The following is a 24277-nucleotide window of genomic DNA, read 5'->3' as shown; positions in this document are numbered from 1 at the left end:
TCGTGACGCGATTTCGGCTGCCAACCGCGCCGCCGCGGGCGGGCGAATGAATGCCCCCATTAATAGGGTCAGCTTGAGCGGCTTAACGCACACCAGTAGAAAAAGCCCGACTCGACAAGGGGATATGGCCGATGAGTGGTTCTGAAGACAGTGTGCGCGAGATACGCATCAACCCGATCGTACCGACCGAATCCGTGCTGGTCGCCACCGCGCGCGGCATGCGGCCGAAGAAGGCTGAAGAACGGGTCGAGCGCGACACACGCGCGGTAGTCGAAACCTGCCCGTTCTGTCACGGCAACGAAGAGCGCACCCCGCCGGAGATCAAGGCCTACCCAGACAGCCAGGACTGGGAGATCCGCATCGTGCCCAACCTGTACCCGGTGCTGGGCGATGACCGCGAGCAGCAGAATCTCGCCTTCGGCCTACAGCAGGTGATCGATGGCTACGGCCGACACGAGGTCGTGATCGACAACCCGAATCACGGCATCGCAGTCCACGAGATGGGGCGCGAGCACCTGGCGAACCTGTTCTCGGTCTATCAGCAGCGCATGGCCGAACTGTACGCCTCGGATACCCGACTCAAGTACGTACTGGTGTTCAAGAACTTCGGCGCGGCGGCCGGCGCCAGCATCCCGCATACCCACAGCCAGATCATCGCCACGCCGGTCGTGCCTGAAAACGTTCAGAACGAGGTGCAACACAGCCGCGAGTACCGCCGCAAGTTCAGCCATTGCGTGTTCTGTTCACTGATCGACGAAGCGCTGACCTACGAAGCGACCATCTACGACCGGGATTCCGGCGAGATCCGCCGCAAGATCAATGTCGGCCAGTACGTGGTCGAGCGCGGCAAGCATTTCGTGGCGATCAAGCCATTCGCCAGCCGTTTCGAGTGGGAGATTCACATCCTGCCGCTCAAGCACCAATCCGACTTCCTCAAGGCGACGCGCGAACAACTCGCGGATTTCGCGCGCGTGCTCCAACGCACCATGAGCCGCCTCGAGAAGGTGGTCGGCGGCGTGCAATACAACTTCTTCCTGCATTCCGTACCGCATGGCCCCGAGTACAGCGACTGCGGCGACAGCTACCACTGGCACCTGGAGATCTGTCCGCGAACCAGCATTCCTACCGGATTCGAGCTGGGCTCGGGCCTGTTCGTCAGCACCGTCAGCCCCGAGTCCGCCGCACAGGCACTGCGCGACGCAGCGATTGACGACGACTGAGCGCACCGCGTCGGCAAAGATCGTCAATCGACCGAGACAAGGCGAAACGGCGGCAGTACACTCGTATCTGTCCAAGCCATTTTGTGTTCACCACCTCTGATGCCAGCCAAGAACAGCCATCTCGTCATCTCAGCACTCGGTAACGACCGGCCCGGTATCGTCAACCAGTTGTCGAAGGCGATCTTCGAGCTGGATTGCAACATCACCGACAGCCGCATGACGGTGCTCGGCGGTGAGTTTGCGATCCTCTTGCTGGTCGAAGGCCCGTGGAACCGACTGGCCAAACTCGAAGACCTGGTACCCGAACTGCAGAGCGAACTCGATCTGACGATCACCACCAAGCGCACCGAGGAACGCAGCGGCCAAGCCAACCTGCTGCCCTACGGCGTCGACGTGGTGTCGCTCGATCACCCGGGTATCGTGTACAGCCTGGCCAGCTTCTTTTCCGACAAGAACATCAATATCGAGGATATGACGACCAGTTCTTACGCCGCCGCACACACCGGCACGCCGATGTTTTCGGTGCGTATGAACATCGGCATTCCCGCCGACATCCACATCGCGGCGCTGCGCGACGAATTCATGGATTTCTGCGACAGCATGAACATTGACGCGGTGCTCGAACCCATCAAAGGCTGAGAGCGCCCACGGAGTATCTCAATCATGACGGACGTCAGCATCGGCAAGAAGGTGCCGAAAATCGCGTTGCATCTGACCGGCGACAAGCACGCCACACTGCACGACTATCGCGGCAAGCCGTTGGTGCTTTATTTCTACCCCAAGGCCAGCACCCCCGGCTGCACCCAGGAAGGTCTCGACTTCACCGCAGCCATCGCCAAGTTCCGACGCCAGTCGTGCGTCATCCTGGGCGCTTCGCGCGACAGCCTGAAAGCGCAGGACAACTTCAAGGCCAAGCAGAATTTTGCGTTCGACCTCGTCGCCGACCAGGACGAAACCCTGTGTAATGCCTTTGGCGTAATCAAAATGAAAAACATGTACGGCAAACAGGTACGCGGCATCGAGCGCAGCACCTTCCTGATCGACGCCGACGGCAAACTGCGACAGGAATGGCGCGGCGTGAAGGTCAAGGGCCACGTCGACGAAGTCCTCGAAGCGGTCAAGTCTCTCAAGAAGTAAGCATCCTACTTCCCTCCCGGAGCAACATGGGCATCAAATCTCGCGCCGACAAGAAACTCTTCGTTCTCGACACCAACGTGCTGATGCACGACCCGACCTCGATCTTTCGCTTTGCCGAACACGACATCTTCCTGCCGATGGTCGTGCTCGAAGAACTCGACCGCGCCAAGAAGGGCACATCCGAAGTCGCACGCAACGTGCGCCAGGTGAGCCGCTTCCTCGACGAACTGATGACCTCGGCATCGAAGAAAGACATCGATTCCGGCCTGCCGCTGCCGTGCACCGGCAAGTTCCGCGCAAACGGCGAAGACGACGAACAATGCGGCCACCTGTTCTTCCAAACCCAATTGCAGCCAGCGGTACTGCCGCAGACCCTGCCGGGCAACACACCGGACAACAACATTCTGGGTACCGCAGTCGCCTTGTCCGAGATGGCACCCAATCGTCACGTCACGCTGGTTTCCAAAGACATCAACCTGCGCATCAAAGCCGCTGTGATCGGTATCCACACCGAGGACTATCACAACGATCAGGTACTCGACGACGTTAACCTGTTGTACAGCGGCGTATCGGAACTCCCGGCGGCCTTCTGGGATCGACACAGCAAGGACATGCACTCCTGGCAGGAAGAAGGCCATACCTTCTACCGTATCTCCGGCCCCGACACGGTCGACTGGTACGTCAGCCAGTGCCTGTACATGGAAAGCGATCCGCCGTTCGAAGCCATCGTGCGCGAAAAGGACGGCGACGATGCCATCATCGAAATCGTCAACGACTTTCGCTCCAACAAGCATGCCGTCTGGGGGATCAGCGCGCGCAACCGGGAGCAGAACTTCGCGCTCAACCTATTGATGGACCCGAACATCGATTTCGTCTCGCTGCTCGGCACCGCCGGCACCGGTAAGACCCTGCTGGCGCTGGCGGCTGGGCTTTCTCAGGTGCTCGATCAGAATCGCTTCCGCGAGATCGTCATGACGCGCGTCACCGTGCCGGTCGGCGAAGATATTGGTTTCCTACCGGGTACCGAAGAAGAGAAGATGACGCCGTGGATGGGCGCCCTGATGGACAACCTCGAAGTGCTGACCCAGACCGAAGGTGGCGAATGGGGCCGGGCTGCAACCGACGATCTGCTGCGTTCACGCATCCGCATCCACTCGCTGAACTTCATGCGCGGCCGCACCTTCCTCAACAAGTACATCATTCTCGACGAGGCGCAGAACCTGACGCCGAAGCAGATGAAAACCCTGATCACGCGTGCCGGGCCCGGCACCAAGATCGTGTGCCTCGGCAACGTAGCGCAGATCGACACGCCGTACCTGACCGAAACGACCTCGGGCCTGACCTACGTGGTGGATCGATTCAAACACTGGCCGCACGGCGGCCATATCACGCTGATGCGCGGCGAGCGCTCGCGTCTCGCGGAGTTCGCGTCAGACGCGCTTTGATAAGTCTTCGAACGACTGTGCTACGCCGCCGTGGCCCGCGCCACGTGCTGCTGCAATGCGGTCTCGACGTCGCGATAGCCGGCATCGACCGCCCGGAATGAGCGTTCAGCGTCGACAAAGTTGCCGGCGCGCACCAGCTTTTCCGTCTCCTTGGCCAGCTCCGACAGCTTGACCGCGCCGACGTTGGCACTGCTCGACTTGAGCGAGTGCACCGGTATCAGCATGGCCTTGACGTCGCCTTGGGTGATCGCGGCGCGCACCTGGGCCAGCAATTGCGGCGCATTGCGCAGATAGGTCTGCAACAGGTCGACATAGTCGTCTTCCATGATTTCCTTGAGTTCGCGTAGCACGCTTTCATCGAGCACGGCTTCTTCCTTGATCTGAGGTTGAGGGATCGGTGCAGTCTTCGATTCCGCCTGCTGCACCAACTTTGCCGATGCTGCCAACCAACCCGAGACACAACTGTGCAGTTGTTCAAGGTTTATCGGTTTCGCGAGGTAGTCGTCCATACCGGCGGCGAAACACTTCTCGCGATCGCCGGCCATGGCGTTGGCGGTCATGGCGACAATCGGGGTCGGCACCCGTTCCTTTTCCTTCTCGATCTGGCGGATCGCACGGGTTGCCTCGTAGCCGTCCATCAGCGGCATCTGGCAATCCATGAAGATCAGGTCAAACCGCTGTTTATCGTATTGCTGCAATGCCTCCTGGCCATCGGCAGCGGTCATGCATTGCAGACCCAGTTTCGACAGCGCCTTGCGTACGACGCCGAGATTGACCGGATTGTCCTCGACCAACAACACCTTGCCGGTGAATTCGCCACCGGCAGCCGCCTCTTGAATGGCGCTGAGCTCGACCTCCTTGGTCGACACATTGAGGTCGTCGTAGATCTCTTCCGGGCCGGGATCGGTATTGCCGAAATGGCGGCTCTCGACGTCGAACAAGCGATACAGCACCCGCCGCAGCGGCTCCGGCCGTACGCTGTCGGTCAAGACCAGCACCCCGAACTCGCGTTTGAGCCGGTGTGCGAGCTTTTCCGAACGCACCGCAACGATGATGCGCACGCGGCGCAACGCCTCGATGCTGCGGACTTCGGATAACAGCGACGGCAAACGCGTTTCCATGCCGTTGCCATCGATCAGCACGGCCTCGAACACCCACGACTCGCCGAGCAGTGACGTCGAGTGCAGTTTCGCCAAGGCATCGCCCGCGTCGGACGACGACTCCTCGGCAACCCCCCAACTACGCAGGTGGGCCGACACGCGTGAGCCGATGTCCTTGTCGGGGATCAGGGTCAGAATGCGCACGCCGTTGAGGTCGCGGCGTGCCGACGGCACTTCCATGACCGATTTGCGCAGCGGCACCAGGAACCAGAAGGTGGACCCCTGCCCTTGCGCCGAGCGCACGCCGATGCGTCCGCCCATCAGTTCGACCAGGCGCTTGCAGATCACCAGGCCAAGCCCGGTGCCACCGTGCTTGCGCGTGGTCGATGCGTCGGCCTGGGTGAACGACTGAAACAGCCGGTCGGCGGTCTCCGGCGTCATGCCGATACCGGTGTCTGCCACCGCGAACAACAGTTCGACTTCTTTCTCGCTGGTATGCCCGCGCGACACCTCGACGCGGATACCACCCTCCTCGGTGAACTTGATGGCGTTGCTGATGAGGTTGATCAGGATCTGGCGCAAGCGGATCGGATCGCCACGCACCACGCTCGGCACATCATCCGCCACGCTGGCGCTGAGTTTCAGATTGTGATTGCCTGCGCTGCCGCTCATCAATTCAATGATCGCGCGCACCAGGTCACGCACGTCGATCTCGATAGTCTCCAGCTGCAGCTTGCCCGACTCCACTTTGGCGAAGTCGAGGATATCGTTGATGATGCGCAACAGGTGACGCGACGAACTCTGCGCGGTGCGCACCAGTTTGAGTTGCTCATTGTTGAGTTGCGTATCGTGCAACATCTCCAGGATCGGCAGGATGCCGTTGAGCGGCGTGCGGATCTCGTGACTCATGGTCGCGAGAAACTCGGTCTTGGCGCGATTGGCGTCCTCGGCCAGGTTCAGGATCTCGCTCAATTCGGATTCGAGCGTCGAGCGCTGACGCTCGGTCTCGCGCAGCCGCGAGCGGGTGTCGTCGACCTGCTTCTGCAGCTCGGAAGACTCCAGCCGCATAAAGTGCAGGTCGCCCTTGGTCATATCGACCCGGCGCGCATACACCGCTGCGATCAATGCAAGGAAGGCCAGCGCCGACCATAGACCGAGCGGCAGCAACAACGCCCCGCCGGTATAACCCGAGATCATGGCGAACAGGCCGATGCAGAACAGCTGCACCACCATTTGGATAACCAGCCCGGTCGCCCAGGACAACATCGGCAGCAGCGCAAACGCCATTGCCAGCGTAGCCACCACCAGCATCACCGCAGACGACGTCGACGGCCCGACCGCGATCGCTGTGGCGAAACACCAGGCACTGCCGTTAAGTGTCATAACGATCAGGGTCACCACCCGCCAAATTCCCAGCGAGCGCCTGCTGAGGAACTTGCTGCCGACGACCGGACCGCCGAACGCAGCAATCAACGCCGGCGCCGTGGCCCACATCAACCAGGTGCTGCCGAGGTGCGTCTCGGCTGAACCGAGCTGCGCGACCAACGCCACCAGAATCAGCAACACCCCGCCGGACAGACCGGCCAAACGGACAGCCTGACGCAGGTTGTCGATACCGATCATCTGCTCCAGCGCCGGCCCGAGGTCAGGCGCATTTTCAGTGGCGGTGGGGGGGGCGTTATGCCCGTCCAAAGGGGTCACGGATTGAAAGATCTCCTCGGTACAACGTCGCGATGCGCCAGATCATTGTATTGTTTAATCGAAACAGCGCGTTAGGATGTATGATTGTGGCAGAACACGCGGTGATAGCCTATCGTGGCAATCCGGCCCGCGCCAACTCGCGAGGCGCCGGAACCGTGTTACTCGGCAAGGAATAAGGGTTGTACCTCATGGCGCCATCGCCGGACGATTTAGCCCCAGCGAAGATCAAAGACAAAGATGCGTTCGTTCAGCAGTTGCCCAAGCGGGTGGCTGCCATCGAAGACATCTGGGCCAAGATCAGCGACGGCAACTGGGATCAACGACAACTCGATGCGCTGTACGAGCGCGTTCAGGAGATCTCCGAGTCGAGCAAGACGTTCGGCCTGTTTCAACTCAACGAAAGCGTTTTCTCGCTCGAAGTCTACCTAAGTTCATTTGTCGGCGCCGATATCGAGCCCGGCGAGGCGCAGGTGGACGCCATCAGCGGATTGCTTCGCGCCCTGCGAACGGCATCCGACTTGTGCACTGCCAGCGAGCAGGAAAAACCCAGCGCCCCCGCGACCACCGAAGTCGCCGTCTTCATGCTTGGCGACCAGACCGGCATCACGTCCGACCTGGCGACGGCGCTGGGCAAGCTCGACTGCAAGGTCGAATACTTCGCTCGCGGCCGGGAGCTGCTGGACGTATTGCGGTCGCGGCGACCGAAGGTGATCGTCGCCGATGCCGCCAAATTGAATGACCTGCAGGCGATAGCGTCCGATCTCGAAGAGGCGCGCGATGCGGGCACGCAGCATATCCCGCTGCTGGTGGTCAGCGATTCATCGGCGCTGCAACAGCGTGTCGAGGCTATCCGCGCGGGCAGCGACGGATTCTTCGTGGCTCCACTGGATGCGCCGATCGTCGCGAAACAGATCCGCGACCTGATGCGTCCTGAACAAACCAAGCCGTTCCGTGTACTGATCGTCGAGGACGACCCCACCCAGGCCGAATTCGCCGGATCGATCCTGAAGAAATCCGGCATCGAAACGCTCGAAGTTACCGAGCCGGTCAAAGTGATCGACCAGCTACGCACCTTCAAGCCCGACCTGATCCTGATGGACATCTACATGCCGGAGGTCAACGGCCTGGAGCTGACCACGGTGATCCGTGACCTGCCGGAGTTTGTCGCGGTACCGATCGTGTTCCTGTCGGGTGAGCAGAACACCGACAAGCAACTGGATGCCTTGAGCGTCGGTGGTGACGATTTTGTTGCCAAGCCGATTCGCCCGAAACATCTGCTGACCGTGGTCGAAAGCCGGATCCGCCGCTCGCGCCAGGTGATGAGTGCAACCGGGCAACCGCCGAAGCGCGACCGTGTGACCGGCCTGTTTTCACGCAAGCACCTGTTGGATCGCGTTGCCCGCGTACTGGACGCCAACGACAAGAGCGGCGTGTCGGCCGTTGTCATCGTTCGCCCCGATCACCTGCCTGATCTGAAACTGCAGCTGGGCATCGGCGGCATCGATCACCTGATGGCGGAGTTCGGTGGCGTGATCATGGATGCGATCGGCGATCGCGATGTGGCGGCACGCATCGACGAACACACCTTCGGCGTGCTGTTGAAGCGCGACACCAATGCCGGCATCGAAGGGCTGGCAAAACGCCTGCTGTCGCAGCTCTCCGATCATTGCTTTTCTTCAGATACCTCGCCGACCGGCAGTATCGGCCTGTGCGTGATCAGCGAACGCTACGACGACGCCACCGGCATACTGAACCGCGCCAAGGCAGCCTGCGATCAGGCCGGCGCACAAGGCGGCAACCGCATCGTTACGCATATCTTCGCCGAAACAACGAAGCAACCGAAGGCCGCACCTGACAACGAACTGCGCGATCGGGTGCGCGACGCGCTGAACAACGACAGCTTCATCGTCCAGTATCAGCCGATGCTCGACCTGCAGACGCGCGGCAGCGAGGCCTACGAAATCCTGCTGCGGGTCGCGAATGCCGAGGGCGATCTGCTCGGCGACCGTGAATTGATCGAGGCTGCCGACGCGGCCGGTGTGGCCACCGATCTCGACCACTGGATACTCGACCACGCTATCGACATCCTCAAGAAGCGCCGCGACACCGGCCGACGCACGCAGATCTTCGCGCATCAGTCGGTGTACAGCGCACTCGACAGCCGCCTGCCCGACTACCTCTCGGAGCAACTGCACCAGAAGCGTTCCAACGGCACCGGCCTGGTCCTGGACTTCCGCCTGCCGGACATCTCGCATGACCTGAAAGCCGCCAAGCGCAACATCGGGCGGCTGCGCGATATGGACATCGAGGTTTCCTTGTCGCGCTTTCCTGAGAAGGATGCGGCGTTCAAGGTGCTCAAGTACCTGCACGCCAATTACATCAACATAGCCCCTCGCCTGCTCAAGGCCGACCGCGCCGTGATCAGCAGCGTCATCCGCCAGGCGCACGAAGCCTCAGCCAAGGTCATCGTGTCGAACATCGACGACCCGCGCAGTATCGACCTGCACTGGTCATCCGGGGCCGACTATCTGCAAGGCAACTTCATTCAGCGGGCGCTCGAAGACATGGACTACGACTTCTCGCAGGTCGTCATCTGAGCAATGCTCGACAGCGCGCAACTGAGTGCATTCAACCGCCACTTTCCGAACATTGCTGCCGATGCTTGGTTGCGCGAACGGATCACGACCGCCACAGCCGCCGTGGAACTGGAGCGCGGCTGCAACATCTGCTACGAAGGCGACGAGTGCCACCATCTCGCGCTGGTTGTCTCAGGCGCAGCACGTGTATTTAAGCTGGCCGAGTCAGGCCGCGAAATCACGCTGTACCGGGTTGAGCCGGGAGAATGCTGCATTCTGACTGCGTCGTGCATGCTCAGCGGCGAACGCTTCCCGGCCAATGCCACAGTCGAGACCGAACTCGAAGCGGTGCTGATCCCGCAACGTCAGGTGACGACGTGGATGGGCGAATCGGCGGTATGGCGACAGTTTCTCTGGAAGCTACTGGCCGAGCGCCTTGGCGACGTGATCAGCCTGGTCGAAGAAGTGGCCTTTCGACGCATGGATGAACGCCTGGGCGAATACCTTGCCGACCACGCCGAACACCATGGGCCGGTGCTGCAGGCGACACATCAGAAGATTGCCGCCGACCTCGGCACGTCACGCGAGGTCGTCAGCCGCATGCTCAAGGATTTCGAACAGCGCGGGCTGCTGCAATTGAGCCGCGGGCGCATCGAACTCGGCGACGCAGATGCGCTTCATTCGGTCTCCCAGTCAATGTGATTTAGTCACTGACACCGCCGCAGCCGCTCTCTACTCTAAGCGTGTCATAACGCCGAACACGTTTTCAGGAGAAAGAGCATGAGCAAGAACGTAGGTACCGTCGATCGCGCGATCCGCGCAATTGCAGGCATCGCCATCATTGCATGGGGATATGTCGAACAGAACTGGCTGGGCGCTATCGGTCTGGTCCCGCTGTTCACCGCGGCCATCGGCTGGTGTCCAGCATACGTGCCGTTCGGCATCAAGACCAACAAGTCGTAAGCCGGTATCGGCCGATCCGCGGCTGATCGTCAAGCAGGCTTGGGAAGCGGTTTGCGTGCCGGCCAGGCACGCAATACCGCGTTGACCAGCGTCGCCAGCGGGATCGCGAAGAACACGCCCCAGAATCCCCATAGCCCACCGAACACCAGGATCGCGACAATGATGGCGATCGGGTGCAGGTTGACGACCTCCCCGAACAGCAGCGGCACCAACACGTTGCCGTCGAGCGCCTGGATGATCAGGTAGGTGACCGACACCCAGATGAAATCCTGTCCCCAGCCCCATTGGAACCATGCCACCAACACCACCGGGAAGGTCACCACGGTCGCGCCCACATAGGGCACCACAACCGATAGGCCGACGATGACAGCCAGCAGCATCGCGTACTGCAGGCCGAAGTACGAGAAAGCCACGAAGCTCGCGGCCCACACGATGATGATCTCCCAGAACTTGCCGCGCACATAGTTCGCGATCTGCCGATCGACCTCCAGCCAAACGAGGTTGGCCAGGCTGCGCTCTGTCGGCATGAAGTTGCTGAACCAGCGCACGATGATGTCTTTGTCCTTGAGAAAGAAGAACACCAGCATCGGCATCAGAACGAGGTAGACGACGATGGTCAGCACGCCGACGACCGAAGAGATCGACATCGTTAGCACCTCCTGCCCATAGCTGCCGATCTCACGGCGGATCCCATCCAGTATCTCCTGCGCCTGCGCGGGTGAGATCACATCGGGGAAGCGCTCTGGCAGGGTCATCAAGGCCTGCTGACCGACCGAGATCATGACCGGCAATTGCTGGATCAGTTCGGTAACCTGGCGGGACAGCATCGGCATCAGGCCGAACAGAACCAGCGCAAGGAACAGCACGAACACGACGAATACAAGAGTGACCGAGATCCAACGCGGCAGCCCCCGGTCTTCGAGTATCACGACCAGGCCTTCGAGCAGGTACGCGATCACCGCACTGGCGAGCACCGGGGCCAGCATGTCGCCCATCGTGAGTACGACCGCAAAACCGATCGCCAGCACCAACGTCAGAAACACGATCTGTGGATCGGAGAAGGTGCGCTTGAACCAGTCTGTGATAAGTCGCATAGCGTTGCTCTTCAGGGCCCCGGGACATCGTGCCCAGCCACCGGACGGTAACAAACTGCCGACGCATCCGGCAAACATCATTAGATCTGGATAGTAACGCGACGACGCATGCGACGACATTCAGAACGTCGTTCTCGCCCAGCCTACCCTTCTTGTTCGGATGTCGATTGTATGCGCTCGTAGTGACGACGGAAGATTATCTCCAATTCGTCAATCACCTCGTTCGCCGAACGACCCTGCATGACATGCGCTGTCATCAATTCCGAGGTTTCATGGAACAGATCGTTCTTGTCGAGCATGGGAAAAGTTTCAGACAGGCGCCGGATCGCACCGATCACGGACTCCGCATCGGGCCGCGGTATATCCAACGGCTCCATGCGCTCGACGCTGCGGCCACCAGTGTGCTCATGCGGGGCCTGCTGCGTGAGAAACTCGGCGTAGTTCAGCAAACACTCCTGCTGCGCCGGCGCCAGTCGCTTGAACAACTTCAGCAGTCGTTGCTGAGGGCCGGATGTCATTCGCTTGGGTGGCAGCATATCGGGAACCCGATCGGGCGCAACGCCGACCGGCACCTAGCTGTCGCGATGCTCTTCGCAGTAAGCGCGTGCGAAATCCAGGAGTTCTTCCATGACACGCACGCGGAACTTCTGTTTCTGGTGCACGAAAGAGAAAGGACGCTCGAGCGGTGGATCCAGATCGATGGCGACCAGGGTACCCAGGCGCAGTTCTTTCTGGATCGTCGCATTGGAAACCACTGAGATGCCCATGCCGGCTTCGACGGCACCCTTAACCGCCTCGGGGCTACCCAGTTCCATGGCGACATCCATGCAGCGCTGGCAGTTGGAGTTCTGGTTCATGTGCTCGGCGATGACCTCGCGCGTACCCGAACCCTCTTCGCGGCAGATGAACGGGTACTCCAGCAACTCATCCAGCGAGATCTGCTTGCGCCCCGCCTTGGGATGACCAGGGGGCACGATGGCGACCAGGTTATCGCGGCGACACTCGTCGACCACCAGGTTCTTGTTGCTGACCGGCGCCTCGACAACGCCCAGGTCGATGGTGTTGTTCTCGACCATCGATACGATGCCGTCGGTATTGGCGACCTTGAGATGAATGCTCACGTCCGGATATTTGGCGCGAAAATCACCCAGCAGCGCGGGCAACATATATTCGGCGATCGTCGTGCTCGCTCCGATCGTCAGTGAACCACTGATCTCACCGGTCATCTCGCGCACCGCGTTTTCCATCTCGCCGTACAACTCGAAGATCTTGTCAGCGTACTCATAGACGCGCGCGCCGGCCTCGGTGAGGCTGATACGGTTATGCGTACGGTCGAACAAGCGGGTGTTGAAATATTCCTCCAACTGCCGAACCTGGAAGGTCACGGCGGGTTGCGTCATGTGCAGGGTCTCGGCAGCCTTAGTAAAGCTAAGCAGGCGCGCGACTGTATGGAAGACTTGCAACCGACGGTCGGCCATAGCTCAAATACTCTCAGTGGTTCGATAAGCGAGTTTTATATTATAGCCAGTTAATACTGCAAAGTCTGCCGGGACATTTCACGGTGAACTGCGAACCTCGCACTCGGACACGCGTCCATATTCAGACGGTTGTACAGCTAGCTTTTCTTTCGTTTATAGCCTAGCCTCTCGGCCTAAGCAGGCACAAAAAATTACTCATCAGACCTGCGGTTACCTCAGTTGATTCAAGGAGAGTTGTCTATGGCGCAGACCCTGCGAGCCCATCCGTCCATCAAGACCCTTTTCGTCGCCGGCACCGTCGGCCTGAGCTGCTCGCAGCTGACCCAGGCGGCCGGTTTTGCGCTCATCGAACAAAGCGTTTCTGACATGGGAACGGCCTACGCAGGGGCGGCGGCAACCGCACAATCGGTAGACACGCTGTATTTCAACCCCGCCGGTATGACCCGCCTACCCGGCACGAATGCCGGCGGCGCGGTACACCTGATCCTGCCACAGACCGAGTTCAACAACGAGGGGACGACGTTCTCACCGTTGTTGGGGGGTGCTGCGATCACAGGAAGTGACGGCGGCGACGCGAGCGAGCTGGCCCCCGTGCCACACGGCTATATCACGCACCAGTTGAATGACCGCGTGTGGGTCGGCTTGGCGATCAACGCCCCGTTCGGCCTCAAGACCGAGTACGACGACGACTGGGTCGGCCGCTACCACGCGATCAAGTCAGAGGTCAAAACGATCAACATCAACCCCTCGATCGCCTATAAGGCAAGCGACAAGGTCAGCCTGTCGGCCGGCATAAGTGCGATGTACCTCGAGGGCGAGTTCACCAACGCGATCGACTTCGGCGCACTCAACCTCATACCCCTGGCTGATGGCGGCCTAGGTGGCGGCCTGGGTGCGGTGTTCCCCGGGCAGGCCGATGGTCACGTGGTGGTCCAGGGCGACAGCTGGGGCTTCGGTTATAACCTCGGCATGCTCGTACAACTGTCTGAAAGTACCCGCGTCGGCATCCATTACCGTTCCGAGGTCGAGCAAAACATCAAAGGCGACGCGAAATTCACGTTGCCCACACCCGCGCTCGCGGGCACATTCTCCAACACGGACGTCGAGGCGGATGTCGATCTGCCGGCGATGGTATCGGTCAGCGGATTCCACCAGTTGAATGGCGAGTGGGCACTGGTCGCCGATTACACCTGGACCGGCTGGAGCAGCATTCCAGAACTGCGTTTCGAGTTTGAGAACGGCCTGCCAGATGGCGTCACAACATTCGACTGGAAAGACACCAACCGCGTGTCGTTCGGCGCCATGTACAGTCCCTCGGGCTCGAGCTGGACATACCGCGCCGGCGTCGCCTATGACGAATCGCCGATCCGTGACGCAGAATCCCGTACCGCCCGACTGCCCGACGCCGATCGCATCTGGCTGACGGTGGGTGCCGGTTTCGCGCCGAGCAAGAATCTGAAGATCGACATCGGCTATGCCCACCTGTTCATCAACGACCCGAAGATCGAGAAAACCGGGCTGGAAGCTGAAGACGTAACCCGCGGTGCACTGATCGGCAGCTACGATTCGAGCGTCGACATCCTTTCGGTGGCAGCGCGCTACCAGTTCTGAGCAAGCCCATCCAGCGGCGCTTCGCCGCCGCATCGCGCACAAAAAAACCCCGCCGAAATGGCGGGGTTTTTTGTTCTGCTCGCATTGTGCCGTCTGCTAAGACGGTCACCGGCGTCAGATGTACAGACAGATGTCCGACTGGCCGGCAAACTCGAAGAAGCGGGCGGCTCCCGCATATTCGACACCGTCGATGAATGCCGATGAATCCATGTCGAACAGGTCCACCGTCATCTGACAGGCGATCAAACGCACTTCGGCCTCTTGGCAGAGCTCGCGCAGCTCTTCGAGGCTGGCGACACCCTTGCTGGCCATCTTCTTCTTCATCATGGAAGTCATCATGGCTTCCATACCGGGCAGTGCCGTCAGCAGGGTCGGGAACCATTTGTCCATTCCCATCGGCATCGGCATGCCGGGGTTACCCAGCGGCGTTACCTTCAGATCGAGATCTTTCTTCAACAGCTGCAGGCCATAGAAGGTAAAGAAGATTTCCGTCTCGTAACCTAATGCTGCCGCGGTCGAGGCGAGAATGAAGGGCGGATAAGCCCAGTCCAGCGAACCTTTAGTCGCGATGATGGCAAGTTTTTTCTCGTCCATCTTTGCACCCTCCTAACGTAAGGAAGTTAATCTGCCTCAGAACCTTGTATCAGGCCTTTTTGATGAGGAACTGGAACTTGCCGCCTTCTTCCTTCGACTCCATCAGTTCATTGCCGGTCTGACGGGCAAAGGCTTCGAAGTCTTTAACGGAACCCGGGTCGGTGGCGATGATGTGCAGGACCTTGCCTGCTTCCATACCCGCCAAGGTTTTCTTCGCGCGCAGGATGGGGAGCGGACAGTTCAGACCGCTTGCGTCCAGTTCTTCGTCGAAATCAGCCATGGGCAACCTCCAGGATGCTCTATGTTGTCGTTGTGGTAGGTGAAAAGTGGTTGATCCTTATATTCTAAGCGTCTAAGAAACGCAAGGATCACATCATGCCGGCGCGGCGCTGCTGCGGCGCAGCAATTTCATAGCCTTCGCGTGCCCATGCGATGATGCCGCCACGCAGGTTGATAACATTGTGGATGCCTTGCTGGCCGAGGAAATTGCACGCGTGATACGAACGTGCGCCGCTGCGGCAGTACAAGATGACATCTTTATCTTTGGGCAGGTCGTGCATCCGCAGGGGGATCAGATGCATGGCAAGGTGCTCGGCGTCGGGCAGAATGCCTTGTGCGATCTCGGCGTCGCTACGGATATCGACCAGTGCAATATCATCGCCGGCTTCGAGGCGGGTTTTGAGTTCTGACGCGTCGATCTCTTTAACTAACATCGGCACCCCTCACAATTTGTCTGGGAAAAAACGATCGGAATAGTATATTATGATTTCCTCATATAGTCAATTTGCACGCCGATCGGCGACATAATCCAAGGCCGTTTCGAGCCGGAAAATACTGATAAATGGAACATTTACCGATATTTCTTTCCGTGAAAGATCAGTTCTGCGTCGTCGTCGGCGGCGGCGAGATTGCAACCCGCAAGATTGCTCTGCTGTTGCGTGCGGGCGCCCACGTGCAGGTGATCTCGCCGGCACTGTGCGCCAACGTGGCGAAGTTCCGCGATGAAGGACGCATCGAGCACATCGCCCGCGGTTACGAAGATGGCGACCTCGACGAGGCCTATCTGGCGATTGCGGCAACCGACAACGAAGACATCAATCACCAAGTGGCCGAAGCGGGACGCATGCTGCGCATCCCGGTCAATGTCGTCGACCACCCCGAAGACGGCAGCTTCATCATGCCGTCGATCATCGACCGCTCGCCGATCGTCGCGGCGGTGTCGACCAGCGGCACCTCGCCGGTGCTGGCCCGCCTGATCCGCTCGCGACTGGAGTCGGTGATTCCTGCCGGTTACGGCCGACTTGCCGAACTCGCCGGCCGATTCCGCGACCGGGTGAAGAAGACCTTCAAAGAGCCCTCCGACCGTCGCCGTTTCTGGGACCAGGTGCTGCAAGGCAGCGTTGCCGAACGGGTGTTCTCCGGCCACATGCAAGAGGCCGAGGTGCTGATGGAAAACGCGCTGGGCCAAGGCAATATTCAACCGGGTATGGGAGAGGTCTACCTGGTCGGCGGCGGCCCCGGCGATCCGGACCTGCTGACGTTCCGCGCACTGCGCCTGATGCAGCAGGCCGATGTCGTGGTCTACGACCGCTTGGTCGCCAAGGCCGTGCTCGACATGACGCGCAGCGATGCCGAACGCATCTATGTCGGCAAGGAACGCGACAATCACGCGATGCGTCAGGAAGAGATCAACCAACTGCTGGCCGATCTGGCCAAACAGGGCAAACGCGTGGTGCGACTGAAAGGCGGCGACCCGTTCATCTTTGGTCGCGGCGGTGAAGAAATCGACACGCTGGCCAGCCAGGGCGTGCCGTTCCAGGTCATCCCCGGCATCACGGCCGCTGCGGGCTGCGCCAGCTACGCCGGTATTCCGCTGACCCATCGCGATTATGCCCAGTCGGTGACATTCGTCACCGGCCATCTCAAAGACAACACGATGAACCTCAACTGGACGCAGCTGGCCCAGCCGAACCAGACGGTCGTGTTCTACATGGGATTGAAGGGCCTGCCGGTGATCAGCCGCGAACTACAGGCGCATGGCATGCCCGGCGACACGCCCGCAGCCTTGGTGCAGCAGGGCACGACACATCAACAGCGGGTATTCACCGGCACCGTGGCAACGCTGCCGGAACTGGTCGAGCGCGAACAACCCAAGCCGCCGACCTTGATCATCGTCGGCAACGTGGTCGAATTGCAGGGCAAGCTGTCGTGGTTCAAGACGCCGGAACATTCCGAGCAAGGCGCGACATCGCCGGTCACCCCCGGCACCGAGCTTTGATGCCCGATCAGTAGCCGTCCCAGTCTTTGGGACGCAGCTGGTCTTCGCCGACCTGCGGCGTGAAATACTCGTCGGCGAAATCGAGATCGACATCGTTGCCGTCCTTGTCGACCAGCGGCTGATCATAGTCTTTCCAGCCACGCAGGCCGGTCTGCAAAGACGCTACATTGCTAAAGCCGAGCACCTGCATCGAATGCGCAGCCAATACGCTGCGCTGACCGGAGCGGCACACGATCACCACCTCGCGATCGCGCGCGCGGACCAGTTCGGGGATCGTCTCTTCGTAGTCCCACTCGCACGACGATTCGAGGATGCCGCGCGGCACATTCAGCGATCCTTCTATGTGCATCGCATCGAACTCGTAGGGCTCGCGCACATCGACCAGCAGAATGTCGCTGTTTTCTTGCAGGCGCTCTTCGAGATCCCACGGCATCAGCTCTTTGACATCGGTCAGGCAGTCGCGGACCAGTTCCAAAAATCGTTTCATCTACCACTCCGGCGAAGCGTGTCGGCGCGTTCAGTTTGCGTCGCCACCGCGTCCGCAAATATTCTCTTCGACCGCGATCACCGCGGCCTCGACGCGTGAGTGCACATCGAGCTTGCGCAGTATCGCCTTGACGTGCAGTTTCACCGTGCCATCGGAGATACCCAGGTTGCGCGCGATCACCTTGTTACTCTGCCCTTCGGCCAGGTGGCACAAAATCTCCAGTTCGCGCGGCGTCAGCTCGGCCAATGCCCGATGACTCGGTGCAGACGTTGATACCTCACCCTGTACCGCCTTCGCCAGAACGATCGTCAATTCCGGGGCAACCACGGTCTGACCGCCCACGATGTCGCCAAGTGCCCTGATCAGGTCGTCCGGCTCCATGTCTTTGAGCAGGTAACCACGCGCACCGTTCTGCAGGGCGTTGACCACGTCGGACTCTTCACGGCTGGTGGTCAGCATCACCACCGGCATGCTCACCTTGCGTCGCCGCAGTTCCTGCAGAACCTCCAGACCGTTCATCGCCGGCATACGCATATCGAGCAACACCACATCCGGCGCCTGCGCCTCGACCATTGCAATGCCTTGTTCACAGTCGCCAACCGCGGCGACCACTTCGATACCGCGACGCTCCAACAGCTCGCTGAGCCCCATGCGAAACAGCGCATGATCATCGATCATCAAGACGCGCATCAGCTGATCCACCGCCTGGCTTCACGGCCGGTGTCGTTCTGCGGTTGATAGGTCAGCTCCACCCGGGTCCCCTCGCCTATTTCACTTTCGATGCGCAGATTACCACCCAAGCGACGCGCCCGCTCTTCCATGATCGACAGGCCGATATGTTCGCCCGGCCTGCCCTGTTTGGCGGCATCTTCGAAACCCACGCCATCGTCTTCGATGAGCAGCGAGTACAGACCATTGCTGCGACAGCTCAGCAGGACACGCACCGTGTGTGCCTGGGCATGCTTGCGGATGTTGGCCAGGCATTCCTGCGCCACCCGCAGCATCTGCATCTCTTCAGCAGACGACAGGCTCGGTTCACGACACTCATTCTGAAACAACACGTGGATACCGGTCTCGCGACCAAAACGCTCGACCACCTTTTCCAGCGCCGACACCAGGCCACGCTGGTCGATCGGTGCGCGAAAGCTGTTGAGCAGCTCGCGCAACTCGGTGTGCGCCTCGTCCAGGCCGCCGCGGATGCGCTGCACGTCTTTGCAGGCGGCTTCGTTGTCGGTCTCCTGCTGCAACAGGTCTTCGAGCAGGCGCACCTGAAAGCGCAGACTGGCCAGCGTTTGCGCCAGCGAATCGTGCAGTTCGTGGGCCAGCGTCGTGCGTTCCTCCATGATCGACAGACGACGCGCCTCACGGTCGGAACGCTGCTTGGCAACGGCCATCCCGAGGTGGCTGCCGATGGTCTGTAGCAGCTCGAGAATATCCTCGCGCCCGGAGATACCCGGTTTACGCACATAGACGTGATACATACCGAGACGCTCATCGTGATAATCGAGCGGCACGGTCACCATCTCGGTCTCTCCCGGCCCATACATCACACGCTTGAGCTGCTTTACGCAGTGCATGGCCGGGTTGTCGCACAGTACATCGCCCGGCGACAGCGCCTTGCCGCAAACGCACAATGCCAGCGGCAGCATCTCGCGCTCGCGCAGCACCTCGTTGTTGGTGCCGATCGAACCGACCACACGCAACGTACCGTCCGGTTGTTCGAGCCGCACAGTGGCCGCAAGCCCGTTGACCATCTCCTTGAGCACGCGCAGAAAGCGCAACAGCAGTTCTTCGAGATCCTGGGCCTGGTTGATACTGGCTGCCACGTCGTACAGGATCTTCAGCGAGGCCGTCTTCTGCGCAAGCCGTGTCGTATGACGCGATACGCGACTGTCCATGTCCTCGTACAACTCGCTGAGTTCTTCGTTGAGGCTGTCCAGGTCGCTGACCATCGCACCCAGCACACCGGTGTCGTTCAATGCCAGGCTGGCCCCGGGTTCACCGGCGCATACCTGCGACACCGATTCCTCCAACCGGGCAAGCGGCTCGATCAGTTCCCTGCGCAACCGATAAAGACCGATGGCGAACGCCAGCAGCGTACCGACCGCCACCAGGGCAAGTACCCGGATCAACGCGACCGGATCCCAGCTGCCGACAAACAGCGCAACGCTCACCAGCACGATCAGGATAAGGCCCAGCCCCAGTACCAGCAGCGGCACGACCAGATGCGCACCGGTAACGATGCGTCGAATGCGGCTGCCCACTGTCGCGTCTGTGATTTCCTCGCCCTGTGCCTGCATTTGGTATCCCTGAACCCCCTTCAGCCCGCCTACGTTACCAGACCGGCACGTTCGAGGGCTTGCTGCGCGGCGTCACGCCGTTGCACATCGAGCTGCCTGCCCAGTTCGGCACCGGCAAAGCCTTGCGCCTGCAACGCCGCGGGACTGACGCCCTGCGCTGCCGGCAGTGCCACGTCGAGCAGCGGCGCCAATATCGGCCGCTCGGCCTGGGCATCGTGGATGCGCACCAGGCGTTCGAAATCCCGATCGTGATTCCAGCCGCGCCAGGTGCCGATCAACCGCATCAGCGCGTCGATATCGCCATGTGTCGCGGCATCGCACAGCGGCCTGCCCGACGATAGCTTGCGCAGCAACGTGGCGACGTCGCGGTCTGCGCGCAGATCCTCGGCCACAGCTGCGACCTCTCGTTCGCTCGATGCGCAATCCCAGAGTGCCGCAACCAAGCGCTCAGCGGGATCGTCGGTCGCAGGCACTATCCGTTTCAATGCGGCGACCGGCGCACTATCGGCCGCCTCCGTGTGTGAGCCCGGGCTGCCCATTGCAGCTGCAAGTCGGGGGATCAAGGCTTCGAGCGCACCACAGCGCTGCAGTACCTCGAAAAATCGCCAGGGCTGATCGGTCGCCATCGCTTTAATCATCTCGCGCCACACGCGCTCGGCGGTCAGATGCTGCATATCACCGCGCCCGACCATTTCTTTCATCAGGCGATGGGTATCGTGTGCGACCCGAAAACCGAAACGGCCGAGCTTGGCGGCGAATCGGGCCACCCGAATGACCCGCAACGGGTCTTCGGTGAAAGCGGGTGACACGTGACACAGACGACCCTCATCGAGATCGTCACGCCCACCGAACGGGTCGATCAGCCCGCCATCGTCATCCTGCGCCATCGCATTGATCGTCAGATCACGCCGACGCAGGTCTTCTTCCAAGGACACATCGGCTCCGCAATACACCTCGAAACCGCGGTAGCCTTCACCGCTCTTGGTCTCACGTCGCGCCAATGCGTACTCCTCGCCGGTATCCGGGTGCAGAAACACCGGAAAGACGCTGTCGGCGGGTTTGAATTCTCGACCCAGCATGTCGCTCGGCGTTGCGCCGACCACCACCCAATCGCGTTCGACGACCGGCAGGCCGAGCAACCGATCGCGCACGGCGCCACCGACGAGATATATCTTCATATATCTACCCTGTAGAACGCCCGACGCATCACGCTGAATCCGCCTCGGCTTGATCGTATTGCTCCTGCTCGCGCTCCTTGCGCTGCAGCTCCCACATCTCACGATAGATTCCGTTCCCGGCGAGCAGTTCGGCATGCGTACCGCGCTCGACAATCCGCCCCGCAGACATCACCAGGATCTGGTCGGCATCGACCACGGTCGACAGGCGATGTGCGATAACCAACGTCGTGTGCTTCGCGGCGACCTCGGCCAAGGTCTCCTGGATTGCCTGCTCGGTGCGCGTATCGAGCGATGAGGTTGCCTCATCGAAGATCAGGATCTGCGGGTCTTTGAGAATCGCACGGGCGATCGCCACACGCTGCTTTTCGCCGCCCGAGAGCTTCAGACCACGTTCGCCGACGCGCGTTTCCCAGGCCTCCGGCAGGCTTTCGACAAAGGCCTTGATATGCGCCATTGCAGCCGCCTGCTCGACCTCTTCGCGCGTTGCCTGCGGGCGCCCATAGGCGATGTTGTAGTAGATCGTATCGTTAAACAGAACCGTATCCTGCGGCACGATACCTATCGCCGCGCGCAGGCTGTCTTGGGTCACATCGCGCAGGTCCTGTCCATCGATGGTGATTCGGCCGCCATCGACGTCGTAGAAGCGATAGACGAGTCGCGCCAAGGTCGACTTGCCGGCACCACTATGTCCAACCACGGCCACCTTGTGCCCGGGCGGTACGTCCAGGTCGAGTGCATACAGAATCTGCCGGTCGGGCTGATAGCCGAAGTCGACCGACTCGAAGCGCAGCTTGCCGCCATCGAGCTGCAGTGGTGCAGCACCCGCTTTATCGGTGATCTCCGGCTCGCGCTCGAGCAGTTTGAAGACCAGGTCCATGTCGGCCAGCGAATACTTGATCTGGCGATAGACGATGCCGAGGAAACCGAGCGGAATGAAAAGCTGCAGCAAGAAGGCGTTCAACAGCACCAGGTCGCCGATGCTGATCTCGCCGGATGCGACACCGCGCATCGCCAGGTACATAACCAACGTCACGCCCAGAGCGATCACCGCGCCTTGGCCGAAGTTGAGCATCGACATCGAGGTCTGGCTCTTGACCGCCCAATGCTCCCACTCCGACAAGGTGCCGTCGTAACGCCGCAGCTCCATCGATTCGTTGCCGAAGTACTTCACGGTTTCGTAGTTGATCAGGCTGTCGAAGGCCTGGGTGTTGCCCTCCGAATCGAGACGGTTCATGTAGTGGCGGAAATCCATGCGCCATTCGGTGATCGCGAAGGTCACGGCGACGTACACCACAACCGAACCGAACATCGCGGCGGCGAACACCCAGCTGTAGTCCCGGATCAGAATGATCGCAACCAGGCCGAATTCGACCACGATCGGCAGGATGCTGAACGCCATGTAGTTCAGGATCGTGCTGACCGAACGCGTACCGCGTTCCAGGTCGCGACTGACCGCGCCGGTCTTGCGATCGAGATGGAAGCGCAGCGAAAGTTTGTGCAGATGTTCGAGCACGCGCGTCGACAGGCGGCGCATGGCGCGATAACGCACCTTGGCGAACACCACGTCGCGCAGCTCATTGAACAGCGAAGAGCTGAGTTTCAAGGCACCGTAGGCGACCAGCAGGGCCAGCGGCATCACGGCGGCGAGCATTGCCGGATCGTCTTTGACCCGCTCAAAATGCTCGACGATGTGTTTTAGGACGACCGGCACGCCGACATTGGCGACCTTTGACAACACCAGGCACGACAGGGCAAACAGGGCGCGGCCACGAAACTCCCACAAAAACGGCAACATACCTTTGAGGTTGTGCCAATCCCGCCGATCTTTGTGGACTTGGGGCGCCACGCCCCCCGAATGCACCATGATAGAATTCTCTGCAATTTCAGTGATTTCCCGCGGCGCGGGATCATCAGCTTACCAGAGTAGCCGTGATGCAAAAGCCTCCGATGAACGATCCTTTAAGTAGCTGCAGCAACTCCGAACCGTTCGCGCTGCAGGTGATCGGCGACAGTATGGAACCCGAGTTCCCCGACGAATGCGTGGTCGTGATCGAGCCCGCGGACTGGTGCCAGCACGGCATGTACGTGATGGCGCTGGTCGAGGGGGTTCGCTGGTTCCGCCAGTACCGGAAAGACGACGAGGGTGAACGCCTGATCGCGTTGAACGACCGTTATCCGCCGATCGATCTGGCAGGCCTGGATTGGAAGATGGAAGGCATCATCATGCAGCGCAACCTGGGTCGCCACCAAACGGAGTCAGGGCGACGCGAGGTCAAACACTACAAATACGACTGAGAGATCAGCGCGCGTCGGCCGCGCAGCGGAATCCGACCGAGCCATAGATCGCGCCGTCCTGTTCCGGCGGCTTCACGTTGCGGAAGGAACTGCGCAGGTTCGGTCGGTTTTCATCCCACGAACCGCCGCGCACCACGCGCTGCCGGCCATCGGCGGGCCCGGCGAGATCGCCCTTGGCGTAGTAAGCGGTGAGCGCGTCCGGCGCATACCAGCTTGCCGTCCACTCACCGGCATTGCCGTGCATGTCGAACAGGCCGAAGGCATTGGCGGCGCGGCTACCGACCGGCCAGGTGGCATCGGTGTAACAACCGTCGGGTTCCCGGTCTGACGCATCCGGGCTCACCTCATCGACAATCGCCGTCGAACAGTCGACCGCCTCTCCCCACGGATAACGGCTGCTCGAGCCGGCGCGCGCGGCGTATTCCCACTCAGGCTCGGTCGGCAAACGACCGCCCTGGGCCTGGCAATAGGCAACCGCCTGCCCCCAGTCCAGGCAATTCACAGGATGCTCATCGCGCTCAGCATGGCCATAGTTGCAATACTGGTTGCGCTGGTTGGTCAACGGTTCGCTGCAGTCGCCGCTGGCGACACAGGCGCGAAACTCCGCCACCGTGACCTCGTTGCGATCCAGCAGAAATGCGGGTACATCGACGCGTACGCCGCCTACCGGCCCCTCGTCATCGCCGCACGCCGGGTCGCCCACCGAACACCCCATATGAAAGCTGCCGGCCGGAATCGCGATCCGCTCGGCCACCGCCGGCGTTGTAGCCGTAAAGATCAGGAATGCTGTCGATATGATGGGTGCGCGCATGGTTTGTCC

The 24277-nt window shown here is 60.6% G+C and carries 23 protein-coding genes; 10 read left to right on the top strand and 13 right to left on the bottom strand.

Annotated elements, in window-relative coordinates:
* Nucleotides 1–131: 131 nt before the first annotated feature.
* The 4 genes from B1781_RS05660 to B1781_RS05645 all read left to right on the top strand — a co-directional run bounded on the left by B1781_RS05660 (nucleotide 132) and on the right by B1781_RS05645 (nucleotide 3802).
* Nucleotides 132–1220, top strand: a complete 1089-nt coding sequence (locus tag B1781_RS05660; RefSeq protein ID WP_078118726.1) for a galactose-1-phosphate uridylyltransferase — start codon at nucleotides 132–134, stop codon at nucleotides 1218–1220.
* A 99-nt stretch (nucleotides 1221–1319) separates the two neighbouring features.
* Nucleotides 1320–1859: a glycine cleavage system protein R gene (locus B1781_RS05655; RefSeq protein WP_078118725.1), complete on the top strand. Its 540-nt coding sequence runs from the start codon at nucleotides 1320–1322 to the stop codon at nucleotides 1857–1859.
* A 24-nt stretch (nucleotides 1860–1883) separates the two neighbouring features.
* On the top strand, nucleotides 1884–2357 hold the full coding sequence (locus tag B1781_RS05650; RefSeq protein WP_078118724.1) for a peroxiredoxin: 474 nt from the start codon (nucleotides 1884–1886) through the stop codon (nucleotides 2355–2357).
* A gap of 26 nt (nucleotides 2358–2383) precedes the next feature.
* Nucleotides 2384–3802 carry a PhoH family protein gene (locus B1781_RS05645; RefSeq protein ID WP_078118723.1) on the top strand — a complete coding sequence of 473 codons (1419 nt, stop codon included), beginning with the start codon at nucleotides 2384–2386 and terminating at the stop codon, nucleotides 3800–3802.
* Between the two features lie 20 nt (nucleotides 3803–3822).
* Here the strand turns inward: B1781_RS05645 and B1781_RS05640 are convergent, their stop codons facing one another.
* A complete protein-coding gene (locus tag B1781_RS05640; RefSeq protein ID WP_125931939.1) occupies nucleotides 3823–6603 on the bottom strand; it encodes an ATP-binding protein in 2781 nt (926 codons plus the stop codon).
* Nucleotides 6604–6791: 188 nt separating this feature from the next.
* On the opposite strand from B1781_RS05640, the gene B1781_RS05635 reads away from it, so the two are divergent.
* The 3 genes from B1781_RS05635 (at nucleotide 6792) to B1781_RS05625 (ending at nucleotide 10142) form a co-directional block, all read left to right on the top strand.
* On the top strand, nucleotides 6792–9200 hold the full coding sequence (locus B1781_RS05635) for an EAL domain-containing protein (protein ID WP_078118721.1): 2409 nt from the start codon (nucleotides 6792–6794) through the stop codon (nucleotides 9198–9200).
* 3 nt (nucleotides 9201–9203) lie between these two features.
* Nucleotides 9204–9881: a Crp/Fnr family transcriptional regulator gene (locus B1781_RS05630; RefSeq protein ID WP_078118720.1), complete on the top strand. Its 678-nt coding sequence runs from the start codon at nucleotides 9204–9206 to the stop codon at nucleotides 9879–9881.
* A gap of 78 nt (nucleotides 9882–9959) precedes the next feature.
* Entirely contained in the window at nucleotides 9960–10142 is a 183-nt protein-coding gene (locus B1781_RS05625) for a YgaP family membrane protein (protein ID WP_078118719.1), read from the top strand.
* 29 nt (nucleotides 10143–10171) lie between these two features.
* On the opposite strand, the gene B1781_RS05620 is transcribed toward B1781_RS05625, so the two are convergent.
* From B1781_RS05620 to B1781_RS05610, 3 genes are all read right to left on the bottom strand, one after another.
* Complete coding sequence (locus B1781_RS05620; RefSeq protein ID WP_078121940.1) at nucleotides 10172–11236, bottom strand: AI-2E family transporter; 1065 nt, start codon at nucleotides 11234–11236, stop codon at nucleotides 10172–10174.
* Nucleotides 11237–11379: 143 nt separating this feature from the next.
* Entirely contained in the window at nucleotides 11380–11754 is a 375-nt protein-coding gene (locus B1781_RS05615) for a hypothetical protein (protein ID WP_078121939.1), read from the bottom strand.
* 54 nt (nucleotides 11755–11808) lie between these two features.
* The gene (locus B1781_RS05610; RefSeq protein WP_078118718.1) at nucleotides 11809–12714 is read right to left on the bottom strand and encodes a selenium metabolism-associated LysR family transcriptional regulator; all 906 of its coding nucleotides are present in this window, start codon (nucleotides 12712–12714) and stop codon (nucleotides 11809–11811) included.
* Between the two features lie 240 nt (nucleotides 12715–12954).
* On the opposite strand from B1781_RS05610, the gene B1781_RS05605 reads away from it, so the two are divergent.
* A complete protein-coding gene (locus B1781_RS05605; protein ID WP_125931938.1) occupies nucleotides 12955–14325 on the top strand; it encodes an OmpP1/FadL family transporter in 1371 nt (456 codons plus the stop codon).
* 114 nt (nucleotides 14326–14439) lie between these two features.
* Here the strand turns inward: B1781_RS05605 and dsrE2 are convergent, their stop codons facing one another.
* The 3 genes from dsrE2 to B1781_RS05590 all read right to left on the bottom strand — a co-directional run bounded on the left by dsrE2 (nucleotide 14440) and on the right by B1781_RS05590 (nucleotide 15632).
* Entirely contained in the window at nucleotides 14440–14919 is a 480-nt protein-coding gene (gene dsrE2, locus B1781_RS05600; RefSeq protein ID WP_078118717.1) for a sulfur carrier protein DsrE2, read from the bottom strand.
* A 49-nt stretch (nucleotides 14920–14968) separates the two neighbouring features.
* A complete protein-coding gene (locus tag B1781_RS05595; protein WP_078118716.1) occupies nucleotides 14969–15199 on the bottom strand; it encodes a sulfurtransferase TusA family protein in 231 nt (76 codons plus the stop codon).
* Nucleotides 15200–15287: 88 nt separating this feature from the next.
* Nucleotides 15288–15632: a rhodanese-like domain-containing protein gene (locus B1781_RS05590; protein ID WP_078118715.1), complete on the bottom strand. Its 345-nt coding sequence runs from the start codon at nucleotides 15630–15632 to the stop codon at nucleotides 15288–15290.
* A 128-nt stretch (nucleotides 15633–15760) separates the two neighbouring features.
* Between B1781_RS05590 and cysG the strand changes: the two genes are divergently transcribed.
* Complete coding sequence (gene cysG / locus B1781_RS05585; RefSeq protein ID WP_078118714.1) at nucleotides 15761–17197, top strand: siroheme synthase CysG; 1437 nt, start codon at nucleotides 15761–15763, stop codon at nucleotides 17195–17197.
* 7 nt (nucleotides 17198–17204) lie between these two features.
* On the opposite strand, the gene B1781_RS05580 is transcribed toward cysG, so the two are convergent.
* Genes B1781_RS05580 through B1781_RS05560 form a run of 5 tightly spaced genes read right to left on the bottom strand, consistent with a single transcriptional unit; the run spans nucleotide 17205 to nucleotide 23026 of the window.
* Complete coding sequence (locus B1781_RS05580) at nucleotides 17205–17684, bottom strand: rhodanese-like domain-containing protein (RefSeq protein ID WP_078118713.1); 480 nt, start codon at nucleotides 17682–17684, stop codon at nucleotides 17205–17207.
* A 30-nt stretch (nucleotides 17685–17714) separates the two neighbouring features.
* Nucleotides 17715–18374, bottom strand: coding sequence for a response regulator (locus B1781_RS05575; protein ID WP_078121937.1), 660 nt, complete (start codon nucleotides 18372–18374; stop codon nucleotides 17715–17717).
* Nucleotides 18374–19984 (bottom strand): histidine kinase, encoded by a 1611-nt coding sequence (locus B1781_RS05570; protein ID WP_078118712.1) that lies wholly within the window; start codon nucleotides 19982–19984, stop codon nucleotides 18374–18376. The genes B1781_RS05575 and B1781_RS05570 overlap by 1 nt, the downstream gene beginning before the upstream one ends.
* Before the next feature lie 29 nt (nucleotides 19985–20013).
* Nucleotides 20014–21162 carry a hypothetical protein gene (cca, locus tag B1781_RS05565; RefSeq protein ID WP_078118711.1) on the bottom strand — a complete coding sequence of 383 codons (1149 nt, stop codon included), beginning with the start codon at nucleotides 21160–21162 and terminating at the stop codon, nucleotides 20014–20016.
* Nucleotides 21163–21190: 28 nt separating this feature from the next.
* Nucleotides 21191–23026, bottom strand: a complete 1836-nt coding sequence (locus B1781_RS05560) for an ABCB family ABC transporter ATP-binding protein/permease (protein ID WP_078118710.1) — start codon at nucleotides 23024–23026, stop codon at nucleotides 21191–21193.
* Nucleotides 23027–23109: 83 nt separating this feature from the next.
* Here B1781_RS05560 and B1781_RS05555 point away from each other — a divergent pair, with 83 nt between their 5' ends.
* Nucleotides 23110–23457: a S24 family peptidase gene (locus B1781_RS05555; RefSeq protein WP_078118709.1), complete on the top strand. Its 348-nt coding sequence runs from the start codon at nucleotides 23110–23112 to the stop codon at nucleotides 23455–23457.
* A 4-nt stretch (nucleotides 23458–23461) separates the two neighbouring features.
* Here B1781_RS05555 and B1781_RS05550 read toward each other — a convergent pair whose 3' ends face one another.
* On the bottom strand, nucleotides 23462–24268 hold the full coding sequence (locus B1781_RS05550; protein ID WP_078118708.1) for a formylglycine-generating enzyme family protein: 807 nt from the start codon (nucleotides 24266–24268) through the stop codon (nucleotides 23462–23464).
* Between the last annotated feature and the right edge of the window lie 9 nt (nucleotides 24269–24277).

The sequence above is a fragment of the Thiosocius teredinicola genome, from assembly GCF_002009425.1.
Taxonomy (GTDB): Bacteria; Pseudomonadota; Gammaproteobacteria; order Chromatiales; family Chromatiaceae; genus Thiosocius; species Thiosocius teredinicola.
Note: the sequence above shows the minus strand (reverse complement) of the source record. Positions and strands in the feature narration are given on the sequence as shown.

Coding starts and splice junctions, on each gene's coding strand:
- B1781_RS05610 (WP_078118718.1), bottom strand. CDS start 12,714: ATGGCCGACCGTCGGTTGCAAGTCTTCCATACAGTCGCGCGCCTGCTT.
- B1781_RS05595 (WP_078118716.1), bottom strand. CDS start 15,199: ATGGCTGATTTCGACGAAGAACTGGACGCAAGCGGTCTGAACTGTCCG.
- B1781_RS05570 (WP_078118712.1), bottom strand. CDS start 19,984: ATGCAGGCACAGGGCGAGGAAATCACAGACGCGACAGTGGGCAGCCGC.
- B1781_RS05575 (WP_078121937.1), bottom strand. CDS start 18,374: ATGCGCGTCTTGATGATCGATGATCATGCGCTGTTTCGCATGGGGCTC.
- B1781_RS05645 (WP_078118723.1), top strand. CDS start 2,384: ATGGGCATCAAATCTCGCGCCGACAAGAAACTCTTCGTTCTCGACACC.
- cca (WP_078118711.1), bottom strand. CDS start 21,162: ATGAAGATATATCTCGTCGGTGGCGCCGTGCGCGATCGGTTGCTCGGC.
- B1781_RS05550 (WP_078118708.1), bottom strand. CDS start 24,268: ATGCGCGCACCCATCATATCGACAGCATTCCTGATCTTTACGGCTACA.
- B1781_RS05655 (WP_078118725.1), top strand. CDS start 1,320: ATGCCAGCCAAGAACAGCCATCTCGTCATCTCAGCACTCGGTAACGAC.
- B1781_RS05605 (WP_125931938.1), top strand. CDS start 12,955: ATGGCGCAGACCCTGCGAGCCCATCCGTCCATCAAGACCCTTTTCGTC.
- B1781_RS05580 (WP_078118713.1), bottom strand. CDS start 17,684: ATGAAACGATTTTTGGAACTGGTCCGCGACTGCCTGACCGATGTCAAA.
- B1781_RS05630 (WP_078118720.1), top strand. CDS start 9,204: ATGCTCGACAGCGCGCAACTGAGTGCATTCAACCGCCACTTTCCGAAC.
- B1781_RS05590 (WP_078118715.1), bottom strand. CDS start 15,632: ATGTTAGTTAAAGAGATCGACGCGTCAGAACTCAAAACCCGCCTCGAA.
- B1781_RS05650 (WP_078118724.1), top strand. CDS start 1,884: ATGACGGACGTCAGCATCGGCAAGAAGGTGCCGAAAATCGCGTTGCAT.
- cysG (WP_078118714.1), top strand. CDS start 15,761: ATGGAACATTTACCGATATTTCTTTCCGTGAAAGATCAGTTCTGCGTC.
- dsrE2 (WP_078118717.1), bottom strand. CDS start 14,919: ATGGACGAGAAAAAACTTGCCATCATCGCGACTAAAGGTTCGCTGGAC.
- B1781_RS05560 (WP_078118710.1), bottom strand. CDS start 23,026: ATGGTGCATTCGGGGGGCGTGGCGCCCCAAGTCCACAAAGATCGGCGG.
- B1781_RS05615 (WP_078121939.1), bottom strand. CDS start 11,754: ATGACATCCGGCCCTCAGCAACGACTGCTGAAGTTGTTCAAGCGACTG.
- B1781_RS05625 (WP_078118719.1), top strand. CDS start 9,960: ATGAGCAAGAACGTAGGTACCGTCGATCGCGCGATCCGCGCAATTGCA.
- B1781_RS05555 (WP_078118709.1), top strand. CDS start 23,110: ATGAACGATCCTTTAAGTAGCTGCAGCAACTCCGAACCGTTCGCGCTG.
- B1781_RS05660 (WP_078118726.1), top strand. CDS start 132: ATGAGTGGTTCTGAAGACAGTGTGCGCGAGATACGCATCAACCCGATC.
- B1781_RS05620 (WP_078121940.1), bottom strand. CDS start 11,236: ATGCGACTTATCACAGACTGGTTCAAGCGCACCTTCTCCGATCCACAG.
- B1781_RS05635 (WP_078118721.1), top strand. CDS start 6,792: ATGGCGCCATCGCCGGACGATTTAGCCCCAGCGAAGATCAAAGACAAA.